The following is a 14,675-nucleotide window of genomic DNA, read 5'->3' on the forward strand; positions in this document are numbered from 1 at the left end:
ATGGAACGGAGGGAGCGCTCATCGAGCGCATGCGAAGAGCGAAGCCGTCAGCAAGTCCACGGCGCCGGACGATCGCTCAAGCCGTAGCGCTCAACGGCCTCGGCCAACACCTGGCGCGGCAGCGTGCCGTCACGCACCAGCCCGTCCAGCGCGGCGAGCACCACCTGATGCCGATCCACTTCGAAGAAGCGGCGCAGGGCGGCGCGGGTATCGCTACGGCCAAAACCGTCGGTGCCCAACACGACGAAGCGCGCATCGACGTAACCGGCGATCAGTTGCGGCCAGGCGCGCACATAGTCGGTGGCCGCAACCACCGGGGCGTTGCCAGCGAGGGAGGCACACAGGTGGCTGACCTGCTCGGGTTCAGCGGGGTTGAGCCGGTTGTGCCGCTCGACGCTCCGCGCTTCACGGGCCAGCTCGCTGAAACTGGTCACGCTCCACACCTCGCTGGACACCTGCCAGTCCGTCGCCAGCAACTCGGCGGCGGCGATCACTTCACGCAGGATCGTGCCGCTGCCCAGTAGCCGCACAATGCCGCGCGACGACGCTGCGTCGGTCGTTGCACAGCGGTACATGCCGCGAATGACCTGATCCTCGACGCCCGCCGGTAGCGAAGGCTGGGCGTAGTTTTCGTTCATCACGGTGATGTAGTAGAACTCGTCGACACCGCGCTCCATCATCTGGCGCATGCCGTGGTCGACGATCACCGCCAGCTCGCCGGCGAACGCCGGGTCATAGGCGCGGCAGTTGGGTACCGTGGCCGCCACCACATGACTGCTGCCGTCCTGGTGTTGCAGCCCTTCGCCGCCGAGGGTGGTCCGCCCGGCCGTTGCGCCCAGCAGGAAGCCGCGGGCACGCTGGTCGGCCGCGGCCCAGATCAGGTCGCCGACCCGCTGGAAACCGAACATCGAGTAGTAGATGTAGAACGGCAGCATCGGTTTGCCGTGGGCGCTGTAAGACGTCGCCGCCGCGACCCAGGAAGACAGGGCACCGGCCTCGGTAATGCCCTCCTCCAGCAACTGACCGTCCTTGGCTTCGCGGTAATACAGCATGGAACCCGCATCTTCCGGTTCGTACAGTTGCCCCTGCGGCGAGTAGATACCGATCTGGCGGAACAGGTTGGCCATGCCGAAGGTGCGTGCTTCGTCAGCAACGATCGGCACGATGCGTGGGCCCAGGGCCTTGTCCTTGAGCAGGCCGCCGAGCATGCGGACCACCGCCATGGTGGTGGACATTTCCTTGCCGTCGGCTTCGAAGGCAAACCGCGCGTAATCGGCCAGGGCCGGCACGGCGATCGGCTCATCGCCTTTCTGCCGCGCCGGCATGTAGCCGCCCAACGCCGTCCGGCGCGATTGCAGGTAGCGCATTTCCTGGCTGTCCTCGGCCGGGCGATAGAAGCGCAACTGCGCCACGTCGTCGTCCGACAACGGCAAGGCAAAGCGATCGCGGAACGCCTTGAGCGCATCGATATCCAGCTTCTTGGCCTGGTGCGAGGTCATCCGCGACTCGCCGGCGCCGCCCATGCCGTAGCCCTTCTTGGTTTTCGCCAGGATCACGGTCGGCCGGCCCTTGTGCGCCTTGGCCGCCGCGAACGCGGCATACAGCTTGCGGAAGTCGTGCCCGCCACGCTTGAGGGCATCGATGTCGGCATCGGACATGTGCGAGACCAGCGCCTGGATCTCCGGGTCCTGCTGGAAGAAGTGCAGCAGGTTGTAAGCGCCGTCCTTGGAACCGAGGGTCTGGTATTGGCCATCGACGGTTTGCGCGAAGCGTTGCAGCAGGGCGTTGTTACTGTCGCGGGCGAACAGCGGGTCCCAATCGGAGCCCCAGATCACCTTGATCACATTCCAGCCGGCGCCGGTAAATAGCGCCTCCAGTTCCTGGATGACCTGCCCGTTGCCGCGAACCGGCCCGTCCAGGCGCTGCAAGTTGCAGTTGACGATAAACGTGAGGTTATCGAGCTTTTCCCGGGCGGCCAGGGTGAGGCCGGCAATCGACTCTGGCTCATCCATTTCACCGTCACCGAATACGCCCCAGACATGGCGCTCGGCGGTATCGGCCAGGTTGCGGTTCTCGAGGTAGCGCATATAACGCGCCTGGTAAACCGCACTGATCGGGCCAATACCCATGGAGCCGGTCGGGAACTGCCAGAAGTCCGGCATCAACCATGGGTGCGGGTAGGAACTCAGTCCATTGCCGCTGACCTCTTGCCGATAGTTGGCCAATTGCTCTTGCGACAAGCGCCCTTCAAGAAACGCGCGGGCATAAACGCCGGGCGCCGAATGCGGTTGGTAAAACACCAGATCGCCGCCATGTTTCTCATCACGTGCGCGGAAAAAGTGGTTAAAGCCGACTTCGAATATTTCGGCGGCAGATGCATAACTTGCAATATGCCCGCCCAGGTCACCGTAGGCCTGGTTTGCGCGCACTACCATGGCCAATGCATTCCAACGGATTATCGAAGTAATCCGTTCCTCGACAGCAAGGTCACCGGGATAGGCGCCCTGTCTTTCAATCGGAATTGTGTTCCGGTAGGCCGAGTACGGGTGCACGTGCGAGGTAATGCCAAGTGCTCTTGCGTGTTGCTCTAATTGTTTAAGCAGGAACTGACCGCGCTCGGAACCGCCCTCGCGCACGACAGCCTCCAACGACTCCAGCCATTCCTGTGTTTCATTCCGGTCACTGTCCACAGACACTATTGATCCGGCCACGGCGTTATCGTTTAGCGAACTCATATCTGCCTCCACTCTTAGTGCGCTTAGCTTAGAGATAAACCGACAGAACTTGCCGCCGTACTAAGCTTCATCATTGCTGTTTCGGCATAGAATGCCGTCATGAATTCTTATGCGTCAGACTTGAACTTGAATGGCGTCAACCAGACAACTTTGAAGTTCCGTAACTTAGAGACTGGCCAACTTCAACTGGCAGTGCGAAAACCTCCAACGGCTGCGTTAAGTGCGCCACCCACCTGTTCCAGTCCGCGTACCGATGATTCCAGCAAGCCACTTGCAGCCGTACTTTGCTCAGCCACCAAACGCACTCGCTGCATGCTTTGACCGACCTGCTCAGCCACCGTGCTTTGCTGCTCGGCTGCCGCGGCGATCTGCTGACTCATCTGTTCCACGGTCGATACCGCTGCGGCAATTTCCTGCAGCGCACTGGACGCCTGGGCGGCCAGGACCACGCTTTCGCCCGTCAGCGCCTGGCTGCCGCGCAAGCGGCTGGCTGCCTGCTCGGCGACCGTGCGCAACTGCTGGATGATCGTGGCAATGTCATCGGTTGACGCCTGGGTGCGCCGCGCCAGGTTACGGACCTCGTCCGCGACCACCGCGAAGCCGCGACCATTTTCGCCGGCACGTGCTGCTTCTATCGCCGCGTTGAGCGCCAACAGGTTGGTCTGGCCGGCCAGGGCACTGATCACATCGAGAACCTTGCCGATCGCCGCGCTCTCATCCAGCAGCAAGCCCATGGCTTCGGAGCAGCCACTCATCTCACGTTCCAGGTGGTCGATCTTGGACGTCGCCTGGCGCACCAATTCCTCGCCTTTGCGCGCCTGGGTGTTGGCCTGTTCGACGGCATCGCGGGTCTGGCTGGTACTGCGCGCAACGTCTTGTGCGGTGGCGGCCATCTGCTGCATCGCGGTGGCGGCCAATTCCGTTTCTTCACACTGTGAGCCGACACCCTGACGCGTGCGATCGGTCACCTGCACCAGGCCATCAGCCGCCTGGTTCAGTTGCCCGACACCGTGACCGATACGGCCGATCAGCCCACGCAGGCTGTCGAGCATCATCCCGACGCTGCCGAGCAACTGGCCGAGCTCGTCCCGTCGCCCGTCGGCATCGATCTGGGCGCTGAGATCACCCGAGGCCACCCGTCGGGTCAGGTCAACGGCCTGGCGCAGCGGCTGCAGAATCAGGTGGCGAATCAGCAATCCGGCACCGGTACCCAAGCCCAATGCCAAGAGCATGATGGCCGCCAGCAGGAACGTTACCCGTTGGCTCATCGACTGCGAGGCTTGCACCTGAGCGGAGCGAACGTCTGCGAGCAATGCACTGACCTTTTGCGCCGCGCTCGTCATCGCCGCCTGACTGTCGCTGGCTTGCTCGCGACTCGCCGCGTAGCCATTGAACGCGGCACTGTATTCCGCCAGCGCCGCCCTTGCCTGGGCGAGCGAGTCGCGCTCCGCGCCTTCCAGGCGAAGCTCGAGGTTTTCCATATACGAGCGCAATTCGACGACCCGGGCCTCCCAGGCGTTATGCACCTCGGTACTGCCCTCCAGGGTGAAATAGAGCTCGCTGTCGCGCAGGTTCGCCAGCTTGTCGCGCAGGGTGGAAGCCTGCTCGAGTTGCAGCATGCGCACCGAATCCGCCGGCTGCGCCTGCGCGGAGAGCAGGTTGACGGCATCGAGTTGATCGAGCATCACCACGGTGAAGCGCTCGCCCACCACCTGGGCCAGTTGCTGCATGCGCAGGCGCGCTTCCCGCGCTTCCCGCTGGGCCTGGGCGTAACGCTGGAACTGGGTGAGGAAAATATTCGCCGCCTCGATGGCGTCGCCCTGGCCAGTTTGCGCCTGGGACTGCCCCAATTTCGCCACAAGCTCCCCGGTGAGGCTGGCAACCTTGCTCGCTTCGTCCTCCGCCAACTCCAGGCCGAACGCCTTGACCGCAACCTGTGCGCGCAACATCAAGGATTCCACCGCCGCGACGTCGTTCATCTTCTCGGCACGCGCTTCGAGCAAGCCGAAGGCATAGAACGCCGTGGCGGCAACACCCAAGGTCGATAACAGCACCACGCCAAAACCCAGCGACAGCTTGGCGCCGACCGACAGGTTGCCCAGCACCCGGGCAATCACTGAGGCCACCCGTTGCGCGGCACTGTTTGCGCGCAGGCAAAAGGGGTCAAGAACGGATAAGGCATGGAATACGGAGGCAAGCTGCGCATAGGGGATCTTCTTATTGTTCTTCGATTTTCGACGTTGGCGTCGATTGCAATCAAAGCCTATCCCGACTACGCGCGGCCCGGCCAATGGCCAATACTGATGGGGGCTAGCTGAACTGTTGATGGGCAAACCCCGAGCGTTATTTCAGTGCTTGATAGGCCTCGTATTCCTTGCGCACAAAGGCTTCGAAGCTGGTCGCTTCGCGGCCCAGCAGCCAACCAAGCACGTTCGGGTTACCGAGGAAATCGTGGTTGCTGTAGCGCTTCTCGATGGAGGCGCTCACCTGTGACTGGTGCGCGAAGGTGACGGGATCGCCTTCGCCAAAGCGGGCGCGGATAAAGGCGGCCATATCAATCCTTTCAACGCGAATCTCGCTACCGAGGACCTTCGTCAGCACCTGGCCTATGTCGTACGCCGTGAAGCGCCCAGGCCCCACCAACTCGTAGGTGGCCGCCAAATGGCGGGCTGGATCGGTGAGAACGCTGAACGCCACCTCGGTGACATCGTCCAGGTCCACCATCGACTGATAACGCTCCAATGCCCACGACAAGCGGAATACGTGCTCCTCGAAAACCGGTTTCAAGCGCGGCGGCAGCATGTAGTTGGCCGGTTGCAGAATGGTGAATTCGAGGCCGGAGGACAGTAGGTGTTCTTCGATATCGCGCTTGATTTCGTGCTGCACCAGATCGGTGGTGATGGCATGCAGGACCGAGCTGAAAACGAAGTGCCCGACCCCCGCCTCACGCGCCGCATCGATGATGTTGAAGCCCATCGCGCGCTCGGCCGGATGCAGCGTCGGACCGATGTGGTAGAGGCTTGAAACGCCCCGAACAGCCTCATGAATAAAGGCCGGGTCGGCAAGGTCACCCACCAGTACTTCCTGTACGCCCTGGTTGCGCAGCGCCTCGGCGGAGGCACTGCTGCGCACGCAGGCACGAACGCGATGACCGCCCGCCAACAAGCGGGGAACAAGCCGTTTGCCCTGGTTGCCATTGGCTGAGGTCACCAGGATGATCGGTCGGGTGTTCATGGTTGGGTTTCCCTATCAGAAGAACAGCGTGAGACTGGCTTGAAGGTTCAGCGCATCTTTGACATCCGGGCTGAAGGCCGGCTTTTCCACGTAGCTCAGCCCTGTCCGGAAGTAAGTCCCGGCGGCCACGCGCATGTTGTAAGCGAGGGTTGTCGAGCGGGAGTCGTCGGCGTTCGAGACATGCAACTGATCGAGTTTCTTGTTGGCGTCATCGCTGTAGCTGGTGTAGCCGTACTCCAGCATCAGCATGTCGAATGGGCGCGAGTCCAGCAGCCCTTTGGCGAACACCCGCACGCCGTAATACAGGTCGAAGAGGTTGCGATCTTCCGGCGCTGACATCCAGGTCAAGCCGGCATATAGCCCGCGCGAAGCGATGGCGCTGTCGAACTGATAGAACTGGTAATCGCCCAGTACATACGCGGCATAGTTGTCGTCGCTGCGCTCGTTACTCAGGAACTGCGTGTAGTCCGAGGTGTTGTAGATGTAACCCGCTCGCAACCAGGCATACGGGCGGCCCGGTTTGGCATCGCGCTTGTAGCCCAATTCATCGATATACAGCGGGCCGGTGTGCTCACCGTGCAGGTCGAGTTCGCCTAAATGGCGATCGATTTCTGGCCCCATCCCATCCGGGCTGATGCTGCGCTGGACACCGAACTTGTTATAGAAATTGCCCAGGTTCACCGTCACGTTGGCAGCCGGGCTGGAAACCGGCGCATGGCTCAAGCCCACTTGAAACGGAATAACGGCCTGCAGGCCCTGGGTGCCACCGACCAATGTGCCGCCGGTAAAGGGACCGATGAACTCCAGATCGTTGGGAAGCACGCCGATCTTGAGTTCGACCGCCTTGTTCCACAGGCTCTGGTAATAAGCGATGCGGGTGAAACTGAAGCGGGACGACGGATTCACCTCATCCCAACTGGAGTAATAACTGCCGACGCCGAAAATGAACTGCCCGTTATCCAGCCCTACCTGGCCGAGGTCATAAGTCAAACCCGCCATCAAGTTGGACGAATATGTTGGCCTTTCGCCGGCATAGGCCTGCGGCTTGTGGCGGTCATGAGAGAGGTAGTTGTTGGTAAACGTGCTCATGTTCAGAAGGCTGAACCCGATGCCATGCTCGGCCAGGTCAGAGCGCAGCCCGCCTGCGTCACCGACGATGCTCTCCGAGGGCGGAGGCAACTCGGTCAGTTGACCGCGCTCAACCAGGGCGTCGATTTTGGCGAACTGCTGTTTACGTTCGATGATATGGCCGAGCAAGGCGCTGTCGGGAGGCGGCGTATCGGCACGCGCATTCAAAGCCTGGGCTGCCCAGATGGCCACGGCCGCCGCGAGGGTTACACGAAGAAATTCAGGCGCACGCTTACGGTTCGGGGTCGAACCGGCAGGGTTGGATTGCATGGTCTTTCCTTTTATTTTTGTTTTTCAGCAGTAGCTCAGAGCAACGTCACGCAAGGTTCACAACTGCAACCGTTGGGGCCGGCTGCGGCGACTTGGCGGTCAGACAAAACATCCCGAACGCAATCACCGGCAGGATCGGGAAAATCATCAAGCCGACGTTGTATGCGCCACTTTTATCGAACGCCAGGCCGAGCACGATCGGGCCGAGGATGGCCCCCAGCAAGGTGACGGAAAACGCACAGCCAAAGATCCGCGCATAGGCCAGACGCCCAAAGCGGCGGGATATCAGATAACCCAGAATGTCGATCTCTGCGCCCTGCATCGCGCCAATCAGAAAACTGGCGGGCAGCGCCCACTTCAAGCCTTCCAGCAACAGCAGGAAACCCAGCAGTTGGCAGAGGAGGAAGACGCCGGTGACGGTGCGTGTGTGCAGATGGTCCAGCAACGCCCCACCCGCAAGACGACCAAACAGCGACCCGGCGGAAGCCGCCGCGACGATTCCGGCGATCTGAGGGCCACTGGCGCCCCAGTCCGAAAGCATCGCCGGCAGATGCACGTTGCACCCCACCGCGCCGAAAAGCACCACGGCAAATGCCAATGCATACAGCCAGAAGTCACGCGTGGCCATGGCGCTTCGCAGGGTCAAGCCTTGCTGGCTCGCCTCTACGTGCTCGCTGCGGCGCTCGGCCTCAGGGATCGGTCCCTTGTTGTCGCGAACAAACACCGCGAGGTTGACCAGGCCGATGGCCATCGCCACACCACCCGCCACCAGGAACGCCTCCCGCCAGCCGTGCAATTCGATACTTTGCGAAATGAGATAGGAGAAACCACCGGTGCCCACCGCCAGACCCGAAGAGGTGATGGCGAATGCCAGACCGAGGTGCTTGTCGAACCAACGCTGAGTCAGGAACAGGAATGCGGGGTAGCTGGCCAAATTACCCAAGGCTACACTCAGCGCCGTCATTGTGACGAAGGCGGAAAATGAGTGGGTCAGCGACAGACACATGTAGCTGCCACACCCCAGCAGCGTGCCAACCAGAGCAACCCGACGGGCGCCAAAGCGGTCAACCAGACAACCTGCCAGCGGCAGGACCAGCGCGTTACACACCGACGCGGTAGCAATGACGATGGAAAACTCGGTCCGCGACCAACCGAACTCACCGGTCACCGACTTCATGAACAGCCCAAGCGGGATCAGTAGAATCGCTGGCGACGCGATGCTCATCCCAAGAAAACAGCCAACCAATACGGACCAACGCTTCATGTCTTGTGACCTTTTTATTGTTGTGGCACGCGAACTTGACGGTTGAAGCGTAGGGTTTCGCAATCATAAACTCAATAGACGTTGATATATTTACGACCAATGCAAAAGGACACGCTGTGAAAGAGCCCACCACTCCCCCGCCACGCCGCGGTCGCCGCCCTGGCCCTGGCAGCACGCGCCAGGCTGTACTCGACGCGGCGCGCGAGCGTTTTTCCACCGATGGATTTGCTGCCACGACGATTCGCCTGGTGGCCGCCGATGCCAACGTCGACGTCTCGCAGGTGATGCAGTTTTTTGGCTCCAAGAACGACCTGTTCGCCGCAGTGATGCACATTCCCCAGGAGGCACTGGATCAGCTCGGCACGGTGTTCGAGGTCCGTGACGCTCAGCTTGGCGAGCGCGTTGTACGCACGTTTCTCAATGCCTGGGAGGGTGACGAGGCGCAATCGGCCCCGCTGATGGCCACACTCCGCGGTGCGGTGGTGAACGAACAGGCTCGCGAGCAACTGCGCGACTTCATTCAGTCCAGACTGCTGGCGGGTTTCCGTGAAGAACTCGGCCCGGATGCCTCGTTGCGGGCGGGTATCGCTTCGGCGTTGCTGGTGGGCGTGATCGTCAGCCGCCGGATCATCGGTGTACCGCTGTTGGTTGCAGCGCAGACCGAGGAACTGGTGTCGATCATCGGGCCGGCCATTCAGGAGATTCTGGTGCCGGGTGCGACCAGCCCCAACTAGGCTCTGTCTGAAATTCGGAGAAACCGGACTCCAGTACCGCGAGCGCTGAGATTTTGTAAGGTTTTCAGCCATCTATGGAAAGAAATCCTATGATGACTAAGCGATACGAACTTTCAGATGAAGCATGGGATGTGGTCGCGGATCTCTTCACCCCACCCCACACAAGGGGTAGGCCGCCATCAAGTGATCGCCTGATGCTCGATGGCGTGCTTTGGTTGTTGGGTTCAGGTGCTGCATGGCGGGACATGCCCGAGTGTTTCGCGCCTTGACGGACGGTTTATCACCGCTTCCGGGTTTGGCGGAACCGGGGAACATTTGATCAGATGCTCAAGCGACTACATCTCAAGCTCAACGATCAAGGGCTCATTGATCTGCAGACTTCGATGATAGATTCAACTGCTGTTCGTGCTACCCGCGCTTCATCAGGCGCAGGTAAAAAAGGGGGCCTGATGAACCCGCCGACCCTGCTCTAGGTCGCAGTCGCGGTGGCCTCCCCACCAAAATTCATATGCTCTGCGACGCCAACGGCGTGCCATTGCGCTTTCTTCTTTCTGGCGGTCAGGCCAGCGATATCAGCTACGCACAGCCATTACTGGACGACGTCTGCATCCCGACGAGCAAGAGTGAGAAGTGGATCAAGCACCAGGCGCACACCAGCGTGAAAGATCTGGAAGAGTCTATCGAGTACTACCTGACCACCCACAATGCCAACCCTCGACCCTTCCGCTGGTATCGAAAGGCCGAGGGCATCTTGGCGATGTGTTGGCCGGGCGGCCGAGGTATTGAATAGAAAAATATGAGCGTTATTTCTGAAACACCACACTAGGCTCTGTACGAAAAGAGATGTCGCAAACACCGCATGGAACAAGCCAGCGAGACCATGGCGGCATAGCCTTTCGCGAGCTTGTCGAAGCGCGTCACGATGCGTCGGTTGTCTTTCAGCCAGCCAAACATGCGCTCGATGATGTTGCGCTGTCGGTACTTGGGCCGATCAAACAGTCTGGGTAAGCCGGGCTTGGGTTTGCGTTTCATTGAGCGTAGCGGGATGACGGGCTGCATTCGATATTGGTCGCAGTAGCGGCGAAGCGCTTCGGCGTCATAGCCTTTGTCGGCAAGCAGCCATTTGCAGCGCTTGCGTGGGCGACCTCGTTGGCCTGATGGAATGCTGACGTCGTCCAGCAGTGGTTGGGCGTAACTAATGTCACTGGCTTGACCGCCAGAGAGGAGGAAGCGCAACGGTGTCCCGTTGGCGTCGCAGAGCATGTGGATTTTGGTTGTCAGGCCACCGCGACTGCGGCCTAGAGCGTGATCGGCAGGCTCGTCAGGCCCCCTTTTTTCCCGGCGCCAGAAGAGGCTCGGGTTGCACGTACTGCGGTTGAGTCGATCATCCAGGTTTGCACATCGATCAAGCCTTGCTCATTCAATCTCAGGTGCAAGCGTTTGAGCATCTGATCGAAGGTGCCCTGGTTTCGCCAACCCCGGAACCGTTGATACACCGTTGACCATGGGCCGAAGCGTTCCGGCATATCTCGCCACGCAGCGCCCGAACAGAGTACCCAGAGCACGCCATCGAGCATCAGGCGGTCGCTCAGGCGGGCCCCCCCCCGGCCATGGGTTCGGTGAAGAGATCAATAACCACAGCCCAAGCCTCATCCGAGAGTTCGTAACGCTTTGCCATCATAGGATTCCATTCCGTAGATGGCTGGAAACTCCACAAAACTTCAGCTTCCGAGGAGCGCCGATTGGGTTTCTCGGGATTTCGTACAGAACCTAGGTGAGCAGGGTGAGCAAGATGGGCCGTCTTCGATTACAGCCTGAAACGCTGGGTAGCGCTGACGAGCTACCTGGACGATGGCGCTGTGCCTATCGACAACAATCAGGTTGAGATCGAGATACGGCCATGGGCTCTCGGTCGCTCGAACTGGCTGTTTGCTAGATCCCTGTGCAGCAGTAAACGGGCTGCGGCAATCATGAGTTTGATCCAGTCGGCACGCATGAATGGGCATGATCCGTATGTCTATCTCAAGGATGTGCTGGCGCGGCTGCCAACGCAGCGGGCCAGCGAGATCGGCTACTGCTACCACATCAGTGGATGCCGGTCTGACTTACACAATTTGAGTTGGGTGGATGCTTACTGCCCGGGCAGTTCATGGTTACGTGCAGTCCCGGTCTGAAGGGCTGTTGTTTATCAGCGTGCGTGAAGTGTTGAAGCGCCTGTGTGACGAGCAGGTGCTCTTGCTCTATCCGGACAAGAGCTACCGGTTTACGCCGCAGGCCCGGGAGATCCTCAACGACTGGCTGAAGCGATGATTGGCGGGCCGCCAGCGTGGCCCGTCATTCGTCGGTGTCGGTTCACTGTTTGCTTTCTGCGCAGGGGCTGAATATCTCTCCGTACGATGCCGAGCTGACAATCGGCACCGGCGTACCACTCACATTCAAGGTCGACACGCTGTAATGGCGCCGATCTGTTTCACGTATGAAATTGCTTTCTGCTCCCGTGAGCATGGGCTGACCGTTGGCAAGCAACGTTTTAATGGCGCGGTTGCGGAACGCCGGGTTCTTTTTTGCGCCTGTATTGGTATAGGGAATAAGTGCAATCGCCTGGTTTTCAGTGAAGACATAAAACCAGTGGCCGTCGCTGTCCGAAATACAGCGGACATCTTGGGTTGTGAGGACACCATCCTGTTTGTAAGCCCCCTTGGCGTAATCGACCATGAGGAGCTTGTTCGCGGTCAGTACCCCAATACCAGGCGTAGCCTTGCAAAAGGCGATGCTACCGATTGGGAATAGGCAGTAGCTCATCGTGGCCGTGGCATCGATTTGCTGAAGTTTCAGATCGTGTTTGATTTGCTGTCTTGCTTCTGGCGTGTCGTGGGCAATACCTGCACAGGCACAAAGTGAGAGGGTTGCTGCTGCGAGCAGGGTGTGACGGAGCATGTTTCTTCCTTGAAGTGAATTGACTGTCGTGTGCAACCCCGAAATCCGGGTGCGGGATCGTCTCACATCCTCATCCCGACGAGTAAGTGACATGTTTGAATCGCCCCGGGTTTCGTAGACACCTCTTTGCCTTAAACTGAGGCCAATTAGGAGGTGCCATGAGCAACCCGCGTTACCCCGAAGAATTCAAAATCCAAGCGGTCAATCAAGTGACCGAAAAGAAGCTGCCTGTCGCTGATGTAGCGGCTCGTCTCGGCGTGTCGACGCATAGCCTCTATGCCTGGATAAAGCGCTACAGTAAACCTCAAGAAGAGCGGCAGCAGGATGATGATCAGCACGCTGAGCTGCGTCGTCTTCGAGCGGAACTCAAGCGGGTGACTGAAGAGCGAGACATATTAAAAAAGGCCGCCGCGTACCTTGCCAAGGAGTGCGGCTGAAGTACGCCTTTATCAAACAGCGCGCGGGCGACTATTCGATTCGACGGCTTTGCCTGACGCTGAAAGTCCATCCCAGCGGTTATTACGCCTGGCTGTCTGAGCCGCAATCTGCACGAGCTAAAGACGATCAGCGACTGCTGGGTTTGATCAAGCACTCATGGCTGGAGAGCGGCGGCGTTTATGGGTATCGAAAAATCCATGATGATCTGCGCGAGGTCGGAGAAGACTGTGGTCGCCATCGTGTGGCGAGGCTGATGCGTCTTGAAGGGCTGCGCTCTCAGACAGGGTATCGACGTCGCCCTGGAAAGTACGGGGGTAAGCCAGCGGTAGCCTCACCCAACTTGCTGAAGCGCCAGTTCGATGTCGTAGAACCCAACAGGGTTTGGGTCACCGACATCACCTACATTCGTACGTATGAAGGCTGGCTGTATTTGGCAGTGGTGCTGGATCTGTTTTCTCGTCAGGTCGTTGGCTGGTCAATGAAGTCGCAGATGACCAGTGATTTGGCCATTGATGCGTTATTGATGGCGGTTTGGAGGCGGAAACCGAAACAGGAGGTGATGGTTCACTCCGACCAGGGCAGCCAATACTGCAGCTCCGATTGGCGCAGCTTTTTGAAGGCGAACAATTTGGTTGCCAGCATGAGTCGTCGAGGCAACTGTCATGACAATGCCGTGGCCGAGAGCTTTTTCCAGCTTCTGAAACGGGAACGGATCAAGCGGAAAATCTACCCCACACGGGAAGGTGCACGTAGTGATGTGTTTGATACATCGAGATGTTCTACAACGCGAAACGTCGTCATGGTTTCAACAATCAGCTGTCGCCGGTAGAGTTTGAAAAGCGGGCAACCTGCGGTCGAGAGCACTGGAAGTGAATGCGGCGTCGGATGGTAAAGGCGCAGTTTTGCAGACAAGCATTCTCAGCCCCTGCTGAGACACCTCTCAGCAGAATCAAAGCTTTACAGAAATAACTGATTGATGACCTCTTCTCTCAACGCTAGATTGCGGCAAAAATCCCCGGTGGGGCAAAAAGTGGGGCAAAATTGGGAGGTGCTCAAAAACCACAAGGCATAAAAAAATCCAGTCACCGTTAAGTGACTGGATTTCTTGAGGTATTTTGGTCGGGACGGAGTGATTCGAACACTCGACCCCTTGCACCCCATGCAAGTGCGCTACCGGGCTGCGCTACGCCCCGACGATGCTCTCGATATTGCTGAGAACGTTGAAGAATCTACCTTAAGCTTTTGAATTTTGGAAGGATTATTTTTCACAACACCTTCCGCATTCAACTCAGGATTACTTCTTCAGAACCACCAGTACATCTTCCAGCTCGGCAATCATCTGCCGGATCAGTTGTTTGTATTGAGTGGTGTCGTCCTTGGCCTCATCACTGGACAGCCGCAAGCGCGCGCCGCCGATGGTGAAGCCCTGGTCGTACAGCAAGGCGCGGATCTGACGGATCATCAGCACATCCTGGCGCTGATAATAGCGACGGTTTCCACGGCGCTTGACCGGGTTGAGCTGAGGAAACTCCTGCTCCCAGTAACGCAGCACGTGCGGTTTTACCGCACAAAGCTCACTCACTTCACCAATGGTGAAGTAGCGTTTTCCCGGGATAGGCGGGAGTTCGTCGTTATGGCTTGGTTCCAGCATAAGCCTCAACCCGGGCCTTCAGTTTCTGCCCTGGACGAAAGGTGACGACGCGACGTGCAGTGATCGGGATTTCTTCACCCGTTTTCGGGTTGCGTCCCGGACGCTGGCGCTTGTCGCGCAGGTCGAAATTGCCGAAACCGGACAATTTGACCTGCTCGTTGTCTTCAAGAGCGTGCCTGATTTCCTCAAAGAACAGCTCGACCAATTCCTTGGCCTCTCGCTTGTTCAGGCCCAGCTCCTCGTACAGCCGTTCTGCCATCTCAGCTTTCGTCAGAGCACCCATC

Annotated in this window: 10 protein-coding genes, 1 tRNA gene and 6 pseudogenes; 6 read left to right on the forward strand and 11 right to left on the reverse strand. The window is 59.1% G+C overall.

The annotated features are described in order from the left end of the window. Positions 1–47: 47 nt before the first annotated feature. The 6 genes and pseudogenes from mdeB to NTD88_RS04850 all read right to left on the reverse strand — a co-directional run bounded on the left by mdeB (position 48) and on the right by NTD88_RS04850 (position 8,631). Positions 48–2,735 carry an alpha-ketoglutarate dehydrogenase gene (mdeB, locus tag NTD88_RS04830; RefSeq protein WP_262155599.1) on the reverse strand — a complete coding sequence of 896 codons (2,688 nt, stop codon included), beginning with the start codon at positions 2,733–2,735 and terminating at the stop codon, positions 48–50. Positions 2,736–2,917: 182 nt separating this feature from the next. Then, positions 2,918–3,790 carry a methyl-accepting chemotaxis protein gene (locus NTD88_RS29085; RefSeq protein WP_410017251.1) on the reverse strand — a complete coding sequence of 291 codons (873 nt, stop codon included), beginning with the start codon at positions 3,788–3,790 and terminating at the stop codon, positions 2,918–2,920. Further along, positions 3,782–4,714 (reverse strand): annotated as a pseudogene (locus NTD88_RS29090) (HAMP domain-containing protein); the annotation flags it as partial. The gene NTD88_RS29085 and the pseudogene NTD88_RS29090, both read right to left, overlap by 9 nt. A gap of 364 nt (positions 4,715–5,078) precedes the next feature. After that, positions 5,079–5,969 (reverse strand): SDR family oxidoreductase, encoded by an 891-nt coding sequence (locus NTD88_RS04840; RefSeq protein WP_256587763.1) that lies wholly within the window; start codon positions 5,967–5,969, stop codon positions 5,079–5,081. Between the two features lie 15 nt (positions 5,970–5,984). Next, the gene (locus NTD88_RS04845) at positions 5,985–7,367 is read right to left on the reverse strand and encodes a carbohydrate porin (RefSeq protein ID WP_262155598.1); all 1,383 of its coding nucleotides are present in this window, start codon (positions 7,365–7,367) and stop codon (positions 5,985–5,987) included. A 46-nt stretch (positions 7,368–7,413) separates the two neighbouring features. Further along, a complete protein-coding gene (locus NTD88_RS04850) occupies positions 7,414–8,631 on the reverse strand; it encodes an MFS transporter (protein WP_095156562.1) in 1,218 nt (405 codons plus the stop codon). Between the two features lie 116 nt (positions 8,632–8,747). On the opposite strand from NTD88_RS04850, the gene NTD88_RS04855 reads away from it, so the two are divergent. From NTD88_RS04855 to NTD88_RS04865, 3 genes and pseudogenes are all read left to right on the forward strand, one after another. Continuing rightward, entirely contained in the window at positions 8,748–9,365 is a 618-nt protein-coding gene (locus NTD88_RS04855; protein WP_262155596.1) for a TetR family transcriptional regulator, read from the forward strand. Positions 9,366–9,457: 92 nt separating this feature from the next. Continuing rightward, positions 9,458–9,978: pseudogene (locus NTD88_RS04860) on the forward strand (IS5 family transposase); the annotation flags it as partial. Positions 9,979–9,987: 9 nt separating this feature from the next. Continuing rightward, positions 9,988–10,155, forward strand: a pseudogene (locus NTD88_RS04865) (IS630 family transposase); the annotation flags it as partial. 32 nt (positions 10,156–10,187) lie between these two features. Here the strand turns inward: NTD88_RS04865 and NTD88_RS04870 are convergent. Continuing rightward, positions 10,188–11,043 (reverse strand): annotated as a pseudogene (locus tag NTD88_RS04870) (IS5 family transposase). A 127-nt stretch (positions 11,044–11,170) separates the two neighbouring features. On the opposite strand from NTD88_RS04870, the pseudogene NTD88_RS04875 reads away from it, so the two are divergent. Together NTD88_RS04875 and NTD88_RS04880 are read left to right on the forward strand one after the other, a co-directional pair. Continuing rightward, positions 11,171–11,469: pseudogene (locus NTD88_RS04875) on the forward strand (transposase); the annotation flags it as partial. A gap of 53 nt (positions 11,470–11,522) precedes the next feature. Beyond that, positions 11,523–11,675 (forward strand): hypothetical protein, encoded by a 153-nt coding sequence (locus tag NTD88_RS04880; protein ID WP_410017250.1) that lies wholly within the window; start codon positions 11,523–11,525, stop codon positions 11,673–11,675. Positions 11,676–11,717: 42 nt separating this feature from the next. On the opposite strand, the gene NTD88_RS04885 is transcribed toward NTD88_RS04880, so the two are convergent. Then, complete coding sequence (locus tag NTD88_RS04885) at positions 11,718–12,302, reverse strand: hypothetical protein (RefSeq protein WP_262155594.1); 585 nt, start codon at positions 12,300–12,302, stop codon at positions 11,718–11,720. Positions 12,303–12,460: 158 nt separating this feature from the next. Between NTD88_RS04885 and NTD88_RS04890 the strand changes: the two are divergent. Then, positions 12,461–13,613 (forward strand): annotated as a pseudogene (locus NTD88_RS04890) (IS3 family transposase). 243 nt (positions 13,614–13,856) lie between these two features. Here NTD88_RS04890 and NTD88_RS04895 read toward each other — a convergent pair. From NTD88_RS04895 to ihfA, 3 genes are all read right to left on the reverse strand, one after another. Further along, positions 13,857–13,933: transfer RNA gene (locus tag NTD88_RS04895), tRNA-Pro, on the reverse strand. 101 nt (positions 13,934–14,034) lie between these two features. Then, complete coding sequence (locus NTD88_RS04900; RefSeq protein ID WP_043213594.1) at positions 14,035–14,391, reverse strand: MerR family transcriptional regulator; 357 nt, start codon at positions 14,389–14,391, stop codon at positions 14,035–14,037. After that, the gene (gene ihfA / locus NTD88_RS04905; RefSeq protein WP_009394049.1) at positions 14,372–14,674 is read right to left on the reverse strand and encodes an integration host factor subunit alpha; all 303 of its coding nucleotides are present in this window, start codon (positions 14,672–14,674) and stop codon (positions 14,372–14,374) included. Before ihfA ends, NTD88_RS04900 begins: the two co-directional genes overlap by 20 nt. Position 14,675: the final 1 nt, after the last annotated feature.

Source organism: Pseudomonas sp. 20P_3.2_Bac5 (genome assembly GCF_025466035.1).
Lineage (GTDB): Bacteria > Pseudomonadota > Gammaproteobacteria > Pseudomonadales > Pseudomonadaceae > Aquipseudomonas.